The organism is Neptunitalea chrysea (assembly GCF_027924145.1).
Taxonomy (GTDB): domain Bacteria; phylum Bacteroidota; class Bacteroidia; order Flavobacteriales; family Flavobacteriaceae; genus Neptunitalea; species Neptunitalea chrysea.
Map to the genome: position 1 here is coordinate 38169 of NZ_BRVP01000011.1, position 20595 is coordinate 58763.

The 20595-nt window shown below is 34.5% G+C and carries 11 protein-coding genes and 1 tRNA gene; 9 read left to right on the forward strand and 3 right to left on the reverse strand.

What is annotated here, in order from left to right:
* Window positions 1-335 precede the first annotated feature (335 nt).
* From NBRC110019_RS09305 to NBRC110019_RS09315, 3 genes are all read right to left on the reverse strand, one after another.
* On the reverse strand, window positions 336-2861 hold the full coding sequence (locus NBRC110019_RS09305) for a DEAD/DEAH box helicase family protein (protein WP_281754299.1): 2526 nt from the start codon (window positions 2859-2861) through the stop codon (window positions 336-338).
* A 46-nt stretch (window positions 2862-2907) separates the two neighbouring features.
* Complete coding sequence (locus NBRC110019_RS09310) at window positions 2908-4134, reverse strand: site-specific integrase (RefSeq protein ID WP_281754301.1); 1227 nt, start codon at window positions 4132-4134, stop codon at window positions 2908-2910.
* A 175-nt stretch (window positions 4135-4309) separates the two neighbouring features.
* A tRNA-Met gene (locus NBRC110019_RS09315) sits at window positions 4310-4382 on the reverse strand.
* Window positions 4383-4532: 150 nt separating this feature from the next.
* Here NBRC110019_RS09315 and NBRC110019_RS09320 point away from each other — a divergent pair.
* From NBRC110019_RS09320 to NBRC110019_RS09360, 9 genes are all read left to right on the forward strand, one after another.
* Complete coding sequence (locus tag NBRC110019_RS09320) at window positions 4533-7319, forward strand: triple tyrosine motif-containing protein (protein WP_281754303.1); 2787 nt, start codon at window positions 4533-4535, stop codon at window positions 7317-7319.
* A gap of 251 nt (window positions 7320-7570) precedes the next feature.
* On the forward strand, window positions 7571-10600 hold the full coding sequence (locus NBRC110019_RS09325; protein WP_281754305.1) for a SusC/RagA family TonB-linked outer membrane protein: 3030 nt from the start codon (window positions 7571-7573) through the stop codon (window positions 10598-10600).
* A 10-nt stretch (window positions 10601-10610) separates the two neighbouring features.
* Complete coding sequence (locus tag NBRC110019_RS09330) at window positions 10611-12089, forward strand: RagB/SusD family nutrient uptake outer membrane protein (protein WP_281754307.1); 1479 nt, start codon at window positions 10611-10613, stop codon at window positions 12087-12089.
* A gap of 12 nt (window positions 12090-12101) precedes the next feature.
* Window positions 12102-13649 carry a hypothetical protein gene (locus NBRC110019_RS09335; protein ID WP_281754308.1) on the forward strand — a complete coding sequence of 516 codons (1548 nt, stop codon included), beginning with the start codon at window positions 12102-12104 and terminating at the stop codon, window positions 13647-13649.
* 9 nt (window positions 13650-13658) lie between these two features.
* On the forward strand, window positions 13659-15317 hold the full coding sequence (locus NBRC110019_RS09340; protein ID WP_281754309.1) for a glycoside hydrolase family 16 protein: 1659 nt from the start codon (window positions 13659-13661) through the stop codon (window positions 15315-15317).
* Window positions 15318-15387: 70 nt separating this feature from the next.
* A complete protein-coding gene (gene bglX, locus NBRC110019_RS09345) occupies window positions 15388-17658 on the forward strand; it encodes a beta-glucosidase BglX (RefSeq protein ID WP_281754311.1) in 2271 nt (756 codons plus the stop codon).
* A gap of 1 nt (window position 17659) precedes the next feature.
* Entirely contained in the window at window positions 17660-18427 is a 768-nt protein-coding gene (locus NBRC110019_RS09350) for a glycoside hydrolase family 16 protein (RefSeq protein ID WP_281754313.1), read from the forward strand.
* 84 nt (window positions 18428-18511) lie between these two features.
* Window positions 18512-19396, forward strand: a complete 885-nt coding sequence (era, locus tag NBRC110019_RS09355; protein ID WP_281754315.1) for a GTPase Era — start codon at window positions 18512-18514, stop codon at window positions 19394-19396.
* Between the two features lie 399 nt (window positions 19397-19795).
* Window positions 19796-20566 carry a M90 family metallopeptidase gene (locus NBRC110019_RS09360; protein WP_281754316.1) on the forward strand — a complete coding sequence of 257 codons (771 nt, stop codon included), beginning with the start codon at window positions 19796-19798 and terminating at the stop codon, window positions 20564-20566.
* The last annotated feature ends 29 nt before the right edge of the window (window positions 20567-20595 follow it).

A 20595-nucleotide genomic window follows, 5' to 3' on the forward strand; every position in this document is an offset into this window, starting at 1 on the left:
TAACTCCAAAACTACTACTAAAAGTAGTCCTCGTCCAGAGCTCCTGCGTTGTCAAATCAAAGATTTTTAAGGTGGGGGAGATTTTAAAAGAACCCCCTATACGCATTTCTAGAATTGGAAATCCACGAATGCATTTAATTTCCTAGAAGGAACAATGAGGTTTTTAACCATGTATAAATGGGAATCACTTCTTCTAGTTGATATAAATATTCTGAATTTAAAATATGTAGATTGAAAAAGTTTCTTTTAGCCAAGTAAAAGATGATTTAAGATTTAAAAATGTCCATTATTCGTATCCAAATATTATTATTTCACGAGAAATGGACATTTTTAATTTATATGTTTAAACCTAAATTAGCTATTTTAGGTTCAAACATCTTATCTAATTGAACTTCATTATATGACTGAGGAGATATTAAATCTATAGCTAAATATTTATGAGGGACTAAGGGGATGCTTATAATTGGTTTTATATTTCTTCTACTACCATATAAGGTAATTTTCGGGTCATTTGCACCTGTGTTTTCAATTTCAAGAAAATCTTCTACTAAGATTGAATAGAAGGTTTTTAGTTTAGCATTAAAAGATTTATTAGCAAATCGTCTTTTGAACTCAAATACATTATTAGATAATAGTGTGTCTGATTCTTGTAGTTCTAATAATTTCCTGAAAATGGATTTGTCCCTTTCATCATAGAACTCATTCCATAATGTTGTAGGAGTACAGAAATAATGATCTTCACCCCATTGATGTTCATGTAATGAATTGATTAGTTTTTTTCTGAAATAGTTTAGTATTTGATATAGTTCAATTCTTTTTTTATGAGATTCGTTTTCAGCATTATCAAGATGAACATTTTCTGTGTGGCTAATACAGTCTAAGAAGTAGTTTCTTCTATTATAGTCAATATCATTAGAAGGTTGTCCTTTTTTAATCCACATTTTGAATGTGAATGCCAAAAGTTGAATTTCAAATTTCTTAGCAATAGAAGAGCCTTGCTTAATGTTTTTTAAAGAACCATCTAGTTTTTTTAATTTTAGCTGAAAGTCTTCAAATAAAGCTTTTCTAACATCAGAATAAAATAGATTAAAATTGCCAAATTGTAACCATGTATTGTAGTGGTCTATACCAAAAAAGTAATTATAAGCACCTCTTATTACTAATTGGTAGTCTTCTTCGTGTATAAGGATTATAGGCTTGAATTTTATCTCTTTGAGAGTACAATTAATGAATTGATTAGCTAAAGCTGCATAAGTGATATACGCACTTATATCTTCTCCAAAGATTGGGTATTCATTTGCTAAATAATCTTCACCCACTTCTAGCTTGAACTGGTCATATGTGGGGTATGATAAAATAGGTAATTCGCTTCTTGAACTACTTTCCACAAGATTAATTTCTCTAATAACATTTCTTTTGAGCTTATTTTCATAAAACTCTCGCATGAAATAATCCTGTCTGTTTAACTTAATGTAAGTTACTGGTTTTTCTGTCTCCTCATGGTAAGTTATTTGATCATAGTAATTGATGAATTTCTCTTTTTGAGAATTCGTCATATTAGTGTATTCAAGAGAGTTATATTCAAATTTATCAGGTTTAGGTAGTACAATATGTATTTCACCTTTATTTCTTTGTCTCGCGAGGGCTTGAATAACAGAATTTATTCCACCAGAAAATATACCATAGGTATTTTTAAACCATAATCTAGCAGACCTAGGAGGCATAACTATAACAAATGCATGGTTTTCTTTTTTAATACTTACACCAGTTTTAAAATTTGTACCCACATTGCACATGGTATTATCATACTGGTTTTTTGGAGCTTCATTACCAACTCTTTGATTGGTAATTAAATCAGAAGTACAATCTTTAACCTCTCCATATGTAGCTAGAAGTAACTTACCAATTTCTTCTTTGGGGTTAATGATGCTTTTTGATAGAGCTTTAGAATAACAGAGTATATCTATTTTTTTACCTTCTCCAACTAAGCTTTTAATTAAATCTTTTATTTCAGGAGTATTTGTACTAAAGCTATAAGATGAAGAATAGTGTAGATAAAGTGAACTTTGCTTTTCAAGAAATCTCTTTCTTTCAGATTCAATGATTTTAATTTTGAAATCAGTTAATTCGGCTAGATACTCTATTACAACTTTAGAAGCTTCATTGTAGGTTGCACTGAGTATGAAATTCTTATGAATAACATTTTTCCATTTCCATAGGTTAAATATGTACTGCTGTTTAAAGTTGTGGTATGAATCATGAATTTCATCATAAATAAAAACTACCTTTATTTTTCTTAATTCACAATACCTGTCTAATCTATCAAGGTATTCTCTTTTTATATCTGAATTTTTAAAACCATCTTCCCCAGGGTTTCCTAGAAGGGTATTTACAGTTACAACCTGAACAGGTTTTCCTATATAATTAATATCATTATCTCTTCCAAGATTTTCATAATTGTAAACATCTTCTTCTGGTATACCAGTATTTATTATATCATTACAATATTGCTTAACAAGACTTACAAATGGTGATGCTACAATAATTAAGTAATCTTCTTGTGCTTCATAATACCTCTTTATGGTTTGTATAATAGCATAAGATTTTCCTTGTCCTACTGCTGCATTAACTACTACGGTGTTCTTATAATTTATATCTATAGAGTTTTGAAAAGTGTCATTTATATAACCTTCATTATCAGGTGATATTTTAATTTTTTTTCCATTATTTTCAATAGTGTAAATGTTTCTTTCAACTCTTTCACCATTAGGGGAGAATACATATTGAAAGTCTTCCGGATTTATTTCTTTAAACTCAATAGGATAATTTTGGAAGAGTTCTGATTCTATGTGTTTATTCATAATAATTAAGCTGTACTGTAAATTTAATACAGCACAGCTTAAAACTCTAGCTTTTTTCTAATTTATTAGATAGCTTCATAATATGCTCACTAACCTTACTCTGTACTACTTTGGCATAATGACCTTGCGTAATTTTGATACTTGAATGACCTAGAAGTTCAGATACTATTTCTATAGGCACATCATTGTAGAGTAGGATAGTTGTAGCAAATGTCTTTCTAGCCATGTGATGTGTAAGCCTTTTTTTAATGCCTACTATGTCAGCTATTTCCTTTAGGTAAGAATTGAACTTCTGATTACTTATGGTTGGTAATAATTTTACAGCTTCAGAAGAATTAACCATGTTGTATTTGTCAAGAATTTCAATAGCCTTAGGAAGTAGTGGTATATTAACTTTGGATTTGGTTTTTTGTCTGTACATCTCTATCCACTTTTGCTTGTCAAATCCTATGGTTATGTGTTGAGTAGATAGGTTATTCATTTCAGCATAGGCTAATCCTGTATAACAGCAGAAAATGTACATATCAGCTACTTGCTGTAGTCTTTTCTGCTTGAAATTGTATTGCTCAATTTTATTTAGTTCTATACGGGTTAAATAAGAGATACGCTTTTCATATTTTTTTGGAGTATATAAGATAAAAGGGTCTCTTGCAATATAGCCTTCTGCAAGAGCTAGCTTGATTACCTTTCTTAACCTTTGGATGCTTTTATTAATAGTAATCTGTTTATGCCCTTTTTCAGATTTCAAATAATAATCAAAATCCTGTATAAAGGTTAACTTAATAGTTTCCAAAATCATGTCATTTTTCTCATACTTATGTTTAATAAAGTTAGCTATGTGCATTTTAACCTCCTTAAATTTTACATAAGTAGATTTGGTATACTCTATACCAATGAGTTTTTCCATTCGGGTGTTATGTAATTCAAACACTTCTAGAAGAGACTTTGTAGTTTTTGTTGTCTTACCTGTATATTTCAGGTATACATCTTCAACATCAAATATGGATTCATTGACTTCTAAAAATAAGAAAGCCTGATTAATTTTATTTTTAATCAGGCTAATTTGAGTGTTGAGAGTGTCATTTTCCTCATTAGAAGGAATTGCTTTTTGCTTTTTACTATTCCAGTAATCTGGATTAATAAATAGTCCTGCTGAAAATGTCTTTCTTTTTCCACTATAAGTAATTCTACATCTTAGTGGAGCTATTCCTTTTTTTGTATTCTGATTGGATTTGTCAGTTATAAATAATATATTTAATTTGTTGTTTTTCATAGTTTTAAGGATTTAGAAGGGTAAGCCTTTTTTGAAATTGGGTAAGCCGAATTTTAAGCCTTTTATAGGCTGAGAAGAGGAATTAAATGCATATAGCTAAAAACAGTAAAGTACTGTAAACCCTGAATTTACCACATAAAAAAAAGAGTAACCATTTCTGATTACTCTTGCTTTGTAGCGGGAACTGGACTCGAACCAGTGACCTTCGGGTTATGAGCCCGACGAGCTACCTACTGCTCTATCCCGCGCTATTGTGAGTGCAAATATACAGTCTTTTTTTTGTTCTATCCAAACATAAAGACGAATTTTTTTCATTCTTTTGTTTAAGCATAAGGTTAAGCTATCATTAATTTTTTGCAATCACTGTATAATCAGTATTTTATCTATTTTTACGTTATATGAAAAAAATTAGCATTCTTACCACTATACTATATTTTATCCTTCAAAACCTGTTTGCACAGGAGTTACCGCCCATTATTAAGTTTGAAGCCGAACGCTATAAAGCAGGTAATCAAAACTGGATGATTAGCCAAAATGATCAGGAATTAATGTATGTGGCTAACCATATGGGATTACTTGAGTACAATTGTTCTGTATGGAAATTATATGAATCTCCTAACGAAACTATTATTAGATCGGTGAGGGTTGTTGAAGATAAAATCTACACCGGTTGTTATATGGAGTTTGGTTTTTGGAAAGAAGGAGCTAATGGGCAATTACAGTATACCTCATTAAGTGACCAAATAAAAGATAAGGTGTTAGATGATGAACAAATATGGAATATTATATCATTTAATAAATGGATTATCTTTCAATCATTAAATCAGTTGTATATCTATAATTTAAATTCAAAAACGTTTACGGTGCACAGACCAGAAGGGGGCATCACAAAAGTATACAACATTGGTGCCTCTGTATATTACCAAACTATTGGGAAGGGTTTGTTTGAAATTGTGAATGGAGAGGCAAAATTGATTTCGGACGCTTCTGTTTTTAAAGAAACTAAAATTGTAAATGTATTTAAGGTTAACAATGAGTTGTTAGTGCATACACAATTAGAAGGGTTGTTTCTTTTGAGTGAAGGCGAGCTACATAAATTTACTACAGAGGTTCCTTCTAACAATATTTATAATAGTATGAAGCTTTCTAATGGTAATTATGCTTTAGGAACGGTATCAGACGGCGTGTATATTATAAATGCAGAGGGAAAGGTTGTGTTACATATAAATCAGGAAAACGGATTAACCAATAATACGGTACTATCGTTATTTGAGGATCGGGATCATAATCTGTGGGTAGGTTTAGATAATGGTGTTAACTGTATTAATTTAAAGAGTAATGTGGCTAGTTATGAAGACGATTCAGGAATGTTGGGTACTATTTATACCTCGGTGTTATTTGATGATAAAATCTATTTAGGAACTAATCAGGGACTTTTTTACAAGCCTTATGATAAAGATATACCCTTCACGTTTATTAGTAATACAAAAGGGCAGGTATGGTCTTTATATGTGTATGATGATACCTTGTTTTGCGGACATGATGCAGGTACCTTTATTGTGGAAGATACTACCGCTACCCGTATTTTTTCTGAATCTGGTACTTGGAAATTTGAGCAGGTGGAAGGAACTAGCAATTTATTATATCAGGGGAATTATGCCGGACTTTCGGTATTGAAGAAATCAAATGGGAGTTGGAGCTTTAGAAATTGGATTAAAGGATTCGGATATTCAAGTAGGTATTTAGAAACGCTAGGCAATACCGTTTATGTAAGTCATGAGTATAAAGGCGTGTTTAAAGTAGTTGTGAATGCTGATTTTACGGAGGCGCTTTCTGAGGAAATGCTAGATTTTCCCAAAAAAGGAAAGAATGCGAGTATTGCAAAATATCGGGGTAAAATATGGTATGCTAGTAGAGAAGGTGTGTTTAGTTTGGCGGGGAATAATCAACAGTTTGTAAAGAATAAGAAGCTGTCAGATGTGATGATTAATGATGGATATACCTCTGGTAAATTAATTGTAGATAAAACAAATAGGTTGTGGTTTTTCACAAAAAATCATATCAATTATTTTAATCATAGTAATTTTAATGATGAGTTACTTCATCAATCAATACCAATACCTTATACATTGGCAAATACGATGTCGGGTTATGAAAATATAGCGTATTTACAAGATGATGAATATTTAATTGGTACAGTAAATGGGTATTATTTAATAAACCCTGAAGAGAGATCTACAGATTCCTATAACATCTATTTAAAAGGCATTCAAAATTATAAGCTAAACGATACAGTTAAATATCTCAATTTACATGGTGATGCAAGATTGGGTTATAAGACAAATAATCTCTTGTTTTCTTTTACCATCCCTCAATATTCAAAATATACCAATCCTGAATACCAATTTAAATTGGAAGGATTTAATAATAACTGGAGTGAATACGGATTAGAAACAGAGGCTGAATTCAAAAACTTACCACCTGGTGATTATGTGTTTAAAGTAAGAGGAAAGGTAGGAGATAAGCTAACAGAAAACGAGGAGGTATTTTATTTTACAATACAAAAGCCATGGTTTGCTACAAATGTGGCTATCATAAGTTATTTGGTGTTATTAATTATTGTTGGTTTTGTGGTTAATTTCATTTACAAGAAAAACTATGAAGAGCAACGTTTAAAGCTTATTGAAGAAAACCATCGTAAGATGGAAATTCATCAATTAGAAACAGAACAACAGCTAATGAAAACAAAAACCGAGATGCTTGAGAAAGATATAGAGAGCAAAAATCGTGAGCTGGCTGCCTCAACATTAAACCTTATTAAAAAGAATGAAGTGTTGGCGGCTATAAAGAGCGATTTGAAAAAATTAGATTCTTCACAGAACTTAAAATCGGTTATCAGTACTATTAATGCCAACATTAATGAAGAGGATACTTGGAATCTATTTTCTGAAGCCTTTAATAATGCCGATAAAGATTTCCTTAAGAAGATTAAAGATATACACCCTAGCCTAACTCCAAACGATTTAAGGTTATGCGCCTATTTGAGATTGAACTTATCTTCTAAAGAAATAGCGCCACTGTTAAATATATCGGTACGAAGTGTAGAGATTAAACGATATCGTTTGCGAAAAAAGATGGAATTAGCCCATGAGCAAGGTTTAGTCGAGTACATATTGTCAATTTAACTACTACAACAACTGTTAAAATTACCTATACATTACCATAACAATAACGTTGTATAAGTGCTTTTTATTAACTTTTTTAACATTAATAAATTTTGTAAAAGAAAAGCGAATTACAGTGTTTATAAGGGTTTAGAGAGGGTGTGAGGTATGTTTTTTTAACTTTTTTTCAATTGTATACTTTTTATAGCGTATAAAATTGATGATTTCGCAATTTATAGTTATAATTTTATGAAAACACAAATTATAACTATATGAAATCAAAATTGTTCTTACTCATTTTCGGTTTTATATCATATATAGGCTTTAGTCAGGAATATGATATAAAGGGTGTCGTTTATGAGGCATCTACCGGAATGCCAATGCCGGGAGTTAATGTGGTTTTAAAAGATAATTCTAAAGGAACTTCAACAGACTTCGACGGAAATTTTATGTTGGAAGGAATCAGTAAAGGTTCCGAACTTGTTATTAGCTATATTGGTTTTAAAAGCCAAACAATAGTGGTTATTAACGGGAATGCACTAACCATTAAGTTGGAAGAAGACACGAATGCGTTAGATGAAGTTGTAGTAATTGGTTATGGTAAACAGAAAAAGAAAGAGGTTACCGGAGCTGTTGGTACTGTAGAAGCAGATTTGCTAGATGAGTTTAAACCGGTAAAAGTAGAGCAGGCACTGCAAGGTACTGTAGCGGGGGTTAATGTTACTACACAATCGGGTTCACCGGGTGCGGCTTTAGATATTCGTATTAGAGGGGTAGCCACTAATGGTAATAATGCTCCATTGGTTATTATCGATGGGTATGTTGGTGAACTTGGCCTTTTAAATCCGAATGATATTGAAACCATTACGGTATTAAAAGATGCGCAAGCTGCTATTTATGGTTCTGTTGGTGCAAACGGGGTAATTCTTGTGACTACTAAAAGAGGTAGAAAAAATATGAAGCCATCTGTATCATATAATACATATTATGGTTTTCAGGAGACTTCTAAGAAGATGTCGTTATTAAATGCTACCGAATATGCATTGTTGCTAAACGAATCTTATGTTAATGGTGGTGGTGCGGCTCCATACCCTAGTATATCTGGTTTAGGAGAAGGAACTGATTGGCAAGATGAAGTTTTTGAATCGGCTCCTATTTTAAATCACGATGTAAACTTAATGGGAGGTACAGAAACAGTAACCTATGCAATTAGTGCTTCGCATTTAGATCAGGAAGGTATTGTAGGTAAAGATAAATCGGGCTTCTTACGAAATACAGCGCGTTTGGCTTTAAATGTAGATATTACTAAAAAATTAAAAGCAAGTACAAACGTTATTTATACCTATTTTACCCGAAAAACATTAAATGAAAATGGGTTAGGCTCGGTATTGTTTAATGCAATTAACACGCCGCCAACATTATCTACTCATGATAATGATGGTAATTATACATTAGTACCTAGTACTACAGGTTTAGGTACAGAGGTAATTAACCCCTTAGCGCAAATAGCGAATACGTTTAATGATTATAACTATAAGAAAACAAGTGGTAATTTTGGTTTAGATTTTACTCCTATAGAGGGATTAACCTTAACGGGTCGTGTTGGTTTTAACACGTCTAACAGTGAATCGAAATCGTTTTCTCCTGAAATCTCTTATGGAGGAAAAGTATTTGATAATACAAGAAGTTCAGTTAATCAAGGAGCAGTAAACGATAACAACTATACGTTTGACTTTTTTGCCAATTATGAGAAAACAATTGCTGATGATCATAACATTAATGTAACGCTAGGTAACACCATTTTTAAAGAATGGGGTAATGGTTTGTATGCTACGGGATATGATATTCCTAATAACTCATGGGCTTATGCAGATATCTCTTTAGCTACAGGTGTAAGCGAAGCACAAACAAACTCTTCTTATGTGTATGATGAAAGAAGATTGTCTTACTTTGGTCGTCTGCAATACAACTACAAAGGAAAATATTTGTTCTCTGCTGTATTAAGACGTGATGCTTCTACGCGTTTTGGTCCTGAGAATAGTGAGGCTTACTTTCCGTCGTTTACGGGTGGTTGGATTATTTCAGATGAAAAATTCTTCGGAGAGTCTTCAATAGTAGACTTTGTAAAGTTAAGAGCTAGTTATGGTAAGCTTGGTAATGACCAAATTGGTAGTAATTTATATGCCGGACTTTTAGGAGGTGAAGCAACATATATTTTTGATGGTTCTTTAGTGAACGGTACAGCAATATCTACATTAGCTAATCCAGATGTAAAATGGGAAACTTCAGAAAAAATGGATTTTGGGTTAGATATTAGAATGTTTAATAACAAGTTATCATTTGTAACAGATTACTTTATTGATAACAGAAAAGATTTATTAATTTCTGGTATGCCGATATCTGGTATTGTAGGTATTGGTGCTCCTGGTGCTGGTGCTCCTACGGTAAATGCAGGTAATGTTGAGAATAAAGGATTTGAATTTGCGATTGATTATAAAGGAGAAATATCAAAAGATTTTACCTATTCTCTTGCTTATAACGCTACTTTCTTAGATAACAATGTAACAGAAGTTAATAATAGTACAGGGTATGTTGAGGGAGGTAGTTTTGGAGTGAGCCAGCCTGCACCTTCAAGAATGGAAGTAGGGAAACCAATAGGTTATTTCTTAGGATATGTAACCGATGGTATTTTCCAGAATCAAAATGAGGTTGACAATCATCCTGACCAGTCTGCACTTGGCGCGACTGCTCAACCCGGAGATTTAAGATTTAGAGATATCAATAATGATGGAGTCATAGATGAGAATGACAGAACAAACCTTGGTAATCCAATTCCGGAGGTAACTATGGGAATGAACATTCGGTTAAATTATAAAAACTTTGATTTCTCTGTATATGGTTTTGCTTCTGTGGGTAATGATATGGTTAGAAATTATGAAAGAACATTAAGTGATGTAAATAAACTTAATTATGTACTTGACAGATGGACCGGAGAAGGTACTAGCAATACGGTGCCAAGGGTAACCACTGCGGCAACTTCTAATACGGTACTTTCTGATTATTATGTTGAAGATGCTTCTTATTTAAGAATTCAGAACATGCAGTTAGGATATAGTCTTACCGATTTTAAAGGGTTTGAAAAAATAAGATTGTACGTAGCAGCTACTAATTTATTCACCTTTACCAAGTATAGAGGGTATGATCCGGGAGCTTCAACAGGGAATCCTATTGGTGGAGGTATCGATTACGGATTTTATCCGGTACCAAGAACATACATGTTAGGTCTTAACGTAAAACTATAAACGATAACTCATGAAAAAGTATAATGTATTAACTATATGGGCTGTAATGGTCATGCTATTTGTAACATTTTCATGTAGCAATGATTTTGTAGAAAGAGATGCAGCGTATTCTATAGATGCAGAAAATTATTTTAACTCTGAAGACGACTATTATAATGCACTTATTGCGGTGTATGATATTTTACAATCTACCTATGTGAATGTATTAATTGGTGAGATTGCTTCTGATAACACGCTATGCGGAGGTGAAAGCGCGACGGACGTTGTTGGTTTCCAGCAAATAGACGATATGATTCATACCCCTATTAACGATAACCTGAAAAATCTTTGGGACTGGAATTTTGCTGGAGTAAATAGAGCAAATTACATCATGGAGTTTAAAGATAAAACAGACTTTGATGGTAAGGAGCAAATGTTAGCAGAAACTCGTTTTCTAAGAGCTTATTTTTACTTTGAATTGGTAAAATGGTTTGGGGCTCTACCTTTAAAGGATGATGCCCGTTTTGCAATTAACGACGAGAAATCAATTCCACGTTCTTCAGTAGAAGATGTATATGCATATATAGAAGCAGATTTATTATATGCGGTTGAAAATATGAGTACAACTGCTCCAAACGTTGGGCGTGCTACTAAAGGAGCTGCTCAGGCACTACTTGGTAAAGTATACCTGTACCAAGAGAAATTTACGGAGTCTGCAGCGGTACTTGAAGATGTAATTACCTCAGGAAACTATTCGTTAGTAAGCGATTTTTCTACATTGTTTGAAGAAGAACAAGAAAATGGAGTAGAGTCGGTATTTGAAATTCAGTATACGGATGTTGAAGGAGCAGGGTTTGGTTGTTTGCAATGCAGTGAAGGGAATGTGGCTGTTGGTTTTAATGGGATTAGAAATTATGACGGACCTACATTTTCATCAGGGTATAGTTTTAATATCCCGACTGCAGAAGCGTATAGTGCTTTTGATAGTGATGACATGAGAAGAGATTATACGGTACTTGACATAGAAGCATGGGCAGCTCAAACAGGAGCTACTTACGGAACAGGATATGAGCATACAGGGTATTTTAATAGAAAGTATTTGCCTCGTACCAGAAGTAGTGATGCACAGTCTGATCTTAATCTTACTAATCCTAATAACTACAGAGCTATTCGGTATGCAGATGTATTACTAATGGCTGCTGAGGCTAATAATCGTGGAGGAATAAGTGATACAAAAGCGCAAGCGTATTTAAACATGGTAAGAGAACGTGCTTTTGGAGATAGCAATCATAATATTTCTGTTACAGGAAACTCGTTGACAGATTATATTTATGAGGAGAGAAGATTAGAACTAATGGGAGAAGGTCACCGTTTCTTTGATTTGGTAAGAACCGGAAAGGCAGCTCAAAACATAGATGGATTTACAGCCGGTAAGAATGAGATATTCCCGGTTCCTTATGAAGAGATACAATTTTCTAACGGAAATTGGGTGCAAAACCCTAACTACTAAACGAGATATAACATGAGAAAAATAAATATTTTAATGTATATAATTGCCCTCATTTCTTTTGTAGGGTGTACTGAAGATGATTTTGACACAGCTTTCTTAGAGGATGTGGATGCACCTTCAAATTTATCGGCCTTGTTAACCGTTACACAAGATAACACAGGTTTGGTAAGCATAAAGCCAGATGGTGAAGGGGTTACGTTGTATACAGTAGATTTTGGAGATAGTTCAGATACTGCTGATGTAACTCCTGGAAATAAGGCTCAACACAATTACTCAGAAGGGTCTTATGCCGTAACGGTTATGGCAACAGGTGTTACAGGTTTAACTACTGTTTTAACTAAAGATGTTGATGTAACCTTTGTGGCTCCTGAAGATTTAGTGGTTGATGTAGCAGAAGTAACGGGAGATCCGTTCTCTTTTACAGTGAGTGCAACGGCTACATATGAAACGTATTTTGATGTAACTTTTGGAGAAGATGATACGTTAGAGGCAGTTCAGTTTAACGAAGGTGATGTGGTTCCGTACACATATGCCAATACTGGGGTGTATATAGTTACCGTAACTGCTTACAGTGGTGGCACCGCTACAACAGTATATACCGAAGAAGTGGAGGTGTATAATCCACTAATATTGCCAATAACTTTTGAGTCGGCTACATTGAATTATACCTTTACAGATTTTGGTAATGCGTACGGAGCCGTAGTGGCTAATCCGTCAATTGGCGGAGCTAATACAAGTGCTACAGTGGGTCAGTTTACTAAAATAGTAGGCGCTGAAACATGGGCGGGTACGTATTTACAATTAGACGAGCCAGTTGATTTTACTTCGAGCACATTCTTAAGCGTTAAATCGTATTCACCTATTGCAGGGGCTACAGTTTTATTAAAGCTTGAAAATGCTAATGACGGTGCGGTGTTTATAGAGAGTACAACCACAACAACTGTAACAAACGAGTGGGAAACATTGTACTTTGATTTTACAGGAGTAGACCCGACGGTAGACTATCATAAGGTTGTTATTTTCTATGATTTTGGAAATGTAGGAGATGGTTCGGTATACTATTTTGATCAAGTAGAGTTAAGCACTGGGAACCCTAGTTTAGAATTACCGGTTACTTTTGAAAATTCTTTAATTTCTTATACGTTCACTAATTTTGGTAATGCTACGTCTCAGTTAGTTGCTAATCCTGCTTCCGATGCAGTGAATAGCAGTCCTACGGTTGCAGAGTTTTACAAACCTGATTACGCAGAGACTTGGGCGGGCTCATATTTAGAGCTTGATAATTATATAGACTTTAGTAGCCAGACTAAAATAGCCATCAAGTCATGGTCGCCTACAGTAGGTACTACAGTATTAATGAAATTAGAGAATGTTGATGCTTCTGTAGTAGCAGAGGTATCTGCAACAACAACAGTAGCAAATGGATGGGAAGAATTAGTATTCGATTTTTCTTCTGCTAATTTATCGGCTCAATATGTAAGAGTTGTAGTGTTCTATGACTTTGGATTTAATGGTACCGAAGGTTATTACTATTTTGACGATATAAAACTTACAAACTAAAAAATGATCATGAGAAAATATATAAAACAATTAATAGGATTATTTTCCATTGTGCTTCTGTTTTCTAATTGTCAGGAGGAGGATGCCACTTTTGGACCTATATTAACACCTACTAATCTTGTAATTGATTATGAAATTCAAGGGGTTGATGCTAGTAATATAGATGGTGATGGTTCAGGAATTGTGAACTTCACCACTACTGCAGATAACGCCATTAGTTACAAGTACATCTTTAGTGATAATACGAACTATACATCGGTTAGCGGAGAGTTAGAAAAGCAATTTGCTATTAATGGTGTTAATACATATACGGTGACTGTTGTTGCTAATGGTACAGGAGGAGTTACTACCAGTACTACTACAGAGGTTACGGTATATAGTAGCTTCTCAGATGATGAGGCTATAGCGTATTTAACAGGTGGATCTTCTAAAACTTGGTATTGGGCAGCCTCAGAAGTAGGGCATTTAGGTTTAGGACCTAATGATCAGGTGTATGATGATGGTGCTCATACTTTTTCAAATTGGTATTCGGCAGTTGCTTTCGAGAAATCGGGATCATGTATGTATGATGCAGAGTTTGAGTTTGCTGTTAGTGGAGATCTTGTGACGTTTGAGCAAACCAACCCTACGGGTATGGCGTTTATTCAAGGGTTATACGCATCTGACCTTGGTTTAGGTGAAGAAGGATGTTATGATTTTGATATTGATGGAGTGAAAACAGTTTCTTTTAGTCCTTCAAATTCTATTGCAACAGAAGACGGAGGGTACAGAGGAACAACCATGACGTATTCAGATGGTGGATTTATGGGCTTCTATGCAGGGTCTAGTGAATATGAAATCATTTCATTAACAGAAAATAGATTAATGGTGAGAGTGGTTCAGGGTAATGAACCGTTATATGCTTGGTATCATATCTTTACTACTACTCCAGTGGCAGATCAAGGAGGTAGTTCTGGTACAGTTGATTATACCAATTTAGTTTGGTCTGATGAGTTTGACACAGATGGTGCTCCGGATACTACTAAATGGTCTTATGATTTAGGAACTGGAACCAATGGATGGGGTAATCTTGAAGAGCAATATTACACAGATAGTTCTGATAATGTAACTGTTGAAAACGGAGTTTTAAAAATTACTGCAAAAGCAGAAAGCTATATGGGGTCTTCTTATACTTCAGCACGTCTTAAAACCGAAGGTAATTTTGAATTTACCTATGGTAAAGTTGAGGTGAGGGCTAAGCTTCCTGAAGGGGGTGGTACATGGCCTGCAATCTGGATGTTGGGAGCAGATTATGCAACTAATACATGGCCTGCTTGCGGAGAAATAGATATTATGGAGCATGTGGGTAATGATCAGGGAACTATTCATGCAACACTTCATTACACAGGTAATTCAGGTGGTAATGGGGTTACAGGATCTACAACGGTATCTGATGCTTCTTCAGCGTATCATTTGTATTCTGCAGTGTGGAGTGAAGATAGTATTCAGTTCTTTATAGATGATGATACTACACCGTTTCATTCAATAGATATTGATAGCTCGCTTCCTTTTAACTCTGATTTCTTCCTTATTCTAAATGTAGCAATGGGAGGAAACTTTGGAGGAACAATTGATAGTTCATTTTCTGAATCTACAATGGAGATCGACTATGTAAGGGTTTATCAATAATAAATCAGCTTTATTAAAATATAATAAAAGTACCCGGTACATCCGGGTACTTTACAAATAGTGTGTATATATGAGATGCAAGCTTGTTATACTGAGTTTGTTATTAATGATTTCTGTACGACTATCTGCCCAGTCCTTGAGTAAAACCAAGTTAGAGGCAAAGGTAGATTCTGTACTGTCGTTAATGACACTCGAAGAAAAAATAGGACAAATGGTGCAGTACAGTGCAAGCTGGGATGTAACAGGTCCACCTACTGCAGGAAACGAAAATCGACTTGAAAATTTAAAGCGCGGACTAGTGGGGTCTATGCTAAATGTAACCGGCGTTAAGGCTACAAAAGAAGCACAGCGTCTAAACATGGAAAATTCAAGATTAAAAATTCCTTTGATTTTTGGATACGATGTTATTCATGGGTATAAAACATTATTTCCGATCCCTCTTGGAGAAAGTGCTAGTTGGGATTTAGATATTATGGAGCGTACGGCAAGAGCTGCTGCTAGAGAATCGGCTGCTGCTGGTATAGGATGGACGTTTGCTCCTATGGTAGATGTTTCAAGAGATGCCCGTTGGGGAAGAATTATGGAAGGTGCCGGGGAAGATCCATTTCTGGTTGCTAAAATTGGAGTAGCTAGAGTAAAAGGGTTTCAGACCGATGACCTTACATCTCCTACGGCTATTGCTGCGTGTGCTAAACACTTTGCTGGTTATGGTTTTGCCGAAGCAGGTAGAGATTATAATACGGTAAATTTAGGGATGAGTGAGTTGCATAATACGATATTGCCTCCTTTTAAGGCTGCGGCAGATGCAGGTGTGTTAACCTTTATGAATTCTTTTAATGAAATAGACGGAATACCTTCTACAGGAAACCCATATTTACAAAGAGAGATCCTTAAAGAAGAATGGAACTATAAAGGGTTTATAGTTTCAGACTGGGGTTCTATCTCAGAAATGATTGCTCACGGTGTAGCGGAAAATCATAAAGAAGCAGCATATATAGCGTTAACTGCTGGTAGTGATATGGATATGGAAGGCAATGCTTATGAAACTTCTATAGAAGATTTAATTAAGGAAGGGCGTGTAAGCGAGACTTTGGTAGATGATGCTGTTAAGAGAATTCTTAGGGTTAAATTTCAATTAGGGTTGTTTGATGATCCTTATAAATACTGTGATGCCAAGGCAGAGAAAAAGGAGTTGTATTCTAAAGAGAATCAGCAACTATCTCTTGAGGCTGGTAAAAAGTCGATTGTTTTATTAAAGAACGAAAATGCCCTTTTACCAATAGCTTCTAAAGTAAAAACCATAGCAGTTATTGGACCGCTAGCGGATGATAATGACAGTCCGCTAGGAAATTGGAGAGGTCAGGGAGTATCTAACTCTGCAGTTTCTGTTTTAGAAGGAATACGCAGATATGCACCGAAAGGAACAAAGGTAACTTATGCAAAAGGAGCAGATTTATCTATTGGTGAACGCAGCTTTTTAAAACATATGACTATTAATGAAACAGATACGTCTGGTTTTGGTAAGGCTGTTGAAACGGCTAAGGAGGCAGACTTGGTAATACTAGTAGTTGGTGAGGATGCTTTTCAAACAGGAGAAGCAAGAAGTCAGACCGATATCGGTTTTGCTGGAGTACAAGACGAATTGATTAAAGTGGTATACAAAGCGAATAGCAATGTTGTTATGGTGCTTATGAATGGAAGGCCTATGGATATAAGCTGGAGTGCTGCTAATATTCCGACTATTTTAGAAAGTTGGTTGTTAGGTTCGCAGCATGGTAATGCAGTTGCTGAGGTGTTGTTTGGGAAATATAATCCAAGTGGAAAGTTACCAGTGTCTTTTCCTAGAAGCGTAGGTCAGGAGCCATTGTATTACAATCAGAAAAATACAGGCAGACCAGGGCCTATAGAAGATGTAACCTATTCTCATTATGTAGATGAGCGTAGAGATGCTTTATATCCGTTTGGGTATGGTTTAAGTTATACAACCTTTAAGTATGATAATATATCGTTGAGTGCTTCATCATTTTCAGAAGGAGAACCCCTTACGGTAACGGTTTCAGTAACCAATACTGGTAAGTTAGATGGTGAAGAGGTGGTGCAATTATATCTAAGAGATTTGGTGGCAAGTACGACCAGGCCAATTAAAGAGCTTAAAGGCTTTGAAAAAGTATTTATAAAGGCAGGTGAAACCAAAAAAGTAATATTTACAATAGATAGAGAATTGTTATCGTTCTATACCCGAAATAAAAAATGGGAGGCTGAGTCTGGAGATTTTAAAGTGTTTGTGGGAGGTAATTCTGTAGATGTTTTAGAAGCCTCTTTTAAATACAAAAACGAATAGTATGAAGAGAAGCTTGTTTTTTATAACATGTTGCTTGTTAAGCCTGTGTGCTTTTCCTCAAAAAGCAGCTAAGAAGCTTGTTTGGGAGGAAGACTTCTCGGGCGACACGTTAGATACTAAGGTGTGGAATTTTGAACTTGGTAACGGTTGCCCTGATATTTGTGGCTGGGGTAATAATGAACGGCAGATTTATACAAAAAATAATCATGAGTTAAAAGATGGGATGCTGTATATTACTGCAAAGCACAAGGACTCATCATATACATCTACTCGCATCACAACAGCTGGAAAAAAGGAGTTTATGTATGGTTACATAGAGGCTAGAGCAAAGTTGCCAATAGGGGAAGGTATTTGGCCTGCTTTCTGGATGTTAGGAAGTAATATAGGTGAAAAGGGATGGCCTTTGTGCGGTGAGATAGATATCTTAGAGTATATAGGTAAAGAACCTCACATGGTCTTTACCTCGTTGCATACACAAGATAGTCATGGGGAAACCATTAATACAAAAAAAACAAAATTTGAAGCTATTGAAGAAGGTTTCCATACCTATGCTATGGATTGGACAAAAGATAAGATTGCTTTTTATGTAGACGATGTTTTGGTGTATACCTTCAACCCTGAAAATAAGACAGAGGTTGTTTGGCCTTACAATCAGCCTTTTTACTTTTTAGTAAATATGGCTATTGGAGGAAATTTTGGAGGTCCGGAAGTAGATGATACTATATTTCCCCAAGCATATATTCTTGATTACATAAGAGTATATCAATAAGAAGCTTAATTTTGAGTAATTTGAGAAGCCCCTATGTATTGGGGCTTTTTTTATTAGTACCTTTGTAATTAAAATCAGGAATAAATGAGTCATAAAGCAGGTTTTGTAAATATTATCGGGAATCCTAATGTGGGTAAATCTACATTGATGAATGCTTTTATTGGGGAGAAACTTTCTATAATTACCTCTAAAGCACAAACTACCAGACACCGTATTTTAGGAATTGTAAATGGAGAAGATTTTCAGGTGATACTGTCAGATACCCCGGGTATTATTAAGCCGGCTTATGAGTTACAAGCCTCTATGATGGATTTTGTAAAATCGGCTTTTGAAGATGCAGATGTGCTATTATATATGGTAGAGATTGGCGAAAAGGAACTTAAAGACGAAGTGTTTTTTGAAAAAATAAATAAGTCTAAAATACCTGTTCTGTTATTATTGAATAAAATAGATAAGTCTTCACAGGAAGAGTTGGAAGAACAAGTAGCTTATTGGACAGAGAAAGTGTCTAATGCGGAGATTTATCCGGTATCTGCTTTAGAAAACTTTAATGTTCCTGAAGTGTTTGACAGAATTGTAGCGTTATTACCAGAATCTCCTGCATTTTATCCTAAAGACCAGTTGACTGATAAGCCAGAGCGTTTCTTTGTAAACGAAACCATTAGAGAGAAAATATTACTGAACTACAAAAAGGAAATTCCTTATGCAGTTGAGGTAGAAACAGAGGAGTTTGTAGAAAGTGACGATATTATTCGTATTCGTTCTGTGATCATGGTAGAGCGTGATACCCAAAAAGGAATTATTATTGGTCATAAAGGAGAAGCCTTAAAAAGAGTAGGGGTTCAAGCCAGACAAGATTTAGAAAAATTCTTTGGAAAGCAGGTGCATATAGAACTTTATGTGAAAGTAAATAAAAACTGGAGAAGCAATCTAAATCAATTAAAACGATTTGGATACAATAATAAATAATGATGCTTATCTGTGATAAGTTAAATAAGTAAAAAACCCGACCATTAGGCCGGGTTTTTTGATCATGAATAACTATGGATTAGAAAGATTCATAACTAAATTTTTGTCCTCCAACAGAGGTGTCTGCCATTAAACCTGCTTTAGGTAAAGCAAATACAGCAACACCATCTTTATATTTTGCATTTACCGCTTTTCCAGACTTAACCGCTACTGCAGAAGCTTCGGTAGCAAACTCAAATTTTTCATTTTTCTACCATAAAAAGGGAAATCAATGTTAACCTACCGAGCTAAAAACAAGTTATTAATAGTAAATAGAGTGTTGTAGTTTTATTTAAATAGGTCATGTAATATTTATTAGAATCTCTATTTTTATGGTACAATTTTAGTTTTAATCTTTGTATGGAATATGTATTAGTAATAGTGTCTATTGTGTTATTGGTGTATGTTGTTTTCTTCAAAAAGAAAAAGAAGAAAGATTATGTTTTTCCTAATGATTGGGAGAAGTATCTACATAAGTTAATTTTTTATAAGAGATTAACAGATGCTGATAAGGTGTTATTTCAACAACGTATTATGAAGTTCTTAGATGAGGTTATTGTAGAAGGAGTTAATGTTGAGGTAACCGATTATGATAAAGTTCTGGTAGCTGTAGGAGCTGTAATACCTACATTAGCTTTTAAAGATTGGTATTATCCTAATTTAAGAACAGTTTTATTGTATCCTGATGCTTTTAATGAAGATTTTCAATTTGGGTCTCAAGATGCGAATAAGGTTGTTTTAGGGGTTGTTGGTTCTGGTAGGTTAAAAGATACTATGATACTTTCTAAAAAGGCACTGCATCATGGTTTTGAAAATGATACCGACAAATTAAACACCGCTATACATGAATTTGTGCATTTAATAGATGGGGTAGATGGTGCAATTGACGGTATTCCAAAACAATTACTTAGTGAGCCAAACGCTTTGCCGTGGTTAAAACTGATTCATAAAACTATGGAAGACATCAATAAAGATAAGTCAGATATCAGAAATTATGGAGGAACATCACAAGCAGAGTTTTTTGCGGTAGCTTCTGAGTATTTTTTCAGTAGGCCAAAATTAATGAAACGGAAACACCCCGAAGTTTATAAGATGTTGGAGCAATGTTTTAATCAAAATCCTGCATCATGATAAAGGTTACTGTGTATGTGTTTGTTAGA

What these genes read in the sequence shown, in the direction of transcription:
- NBRC110019_RS09305 (WP_281754299.1), bottom strand. Translation starts at nt 2,861, where the DNA reads ATGAATAAACACATAGAATCAGAACTCTTCCAAAATTATCCTATTGAG.
- NBRC110019_RS09310 (WP_281754301.1), bottom strand. Translation starts at nt 4,134, where the DNA reads ATGAAAAACAACAAATTAAATATATTATTTATAACTGACAAATCCAAT.
- NBRC110019_RS09320 (WP_281754303.1), top strand. Translation starts at nt 4,533, where the DNA reads ATGAAAAAAATTAGCATTCTTACCACTATACTATATTTTATCCTTCAA.
- NBRC110019_RS09325 (WP_281754305.1), top strand. Translation starts at nt 7,571, where the DNA reads ATGAAATCAAAATTGTTCTTACTCATTTTCGGTTTTATATCATATATA.
- NBRC110019_RS09330 (WP_281754307.1), top strand. Translation starts at nt 10,611, where the DNA reads ATGAAAAAGTATAATGTATTAACTATATGGGCTGTAATGGTCATGCTA.
- NBRC110019_RS09335 (WP_281754308.1), top strand. Translation starts at nt 12,102, where the DNA reads ATGAGAAAAATAAATATTTTAATGTATATAATTGCCCTCATTTCTTTT.
- NBRC110019_RS09340 (WP_281754309.1), top strand. Translation starts at nt 13,659, where the DNA reads ATGAGAAAATATATAAAACAATTAATAGGATTATTTTCCATTGTGCTT.
- bglX (WP_281754311.1), top strand. Translation starts at nt 15,388, where the DNA reads ATGAGATGCAAGCTTGTTATACTGAGTTTGTTATTAATGATTTCTGTA.
- NBRC110019_RS09350 (WP_281754313.1), top strand. Translation starts at nt 17,660, where the DNA reads ATGAAGAGAAGCTTGTTTTTTATAACATGTTGCTTGTTAAGCCTGTGT.
- era (WP_281754315.1), top strand. Translation starts at nt 18,512, where the DNA reads ATGAGTCATAAAGCAGGTTTTGTAAATATTATCGGGAATCCTAATGTG.
- NBRC110019_RS09360 (WP_281754316.1), top strand. Translation starts at nt 19,796, where the DNA reads ATGGAATATGTATTAGTAATAGTGTCTATTGTGTTATTGGTGTATGTT.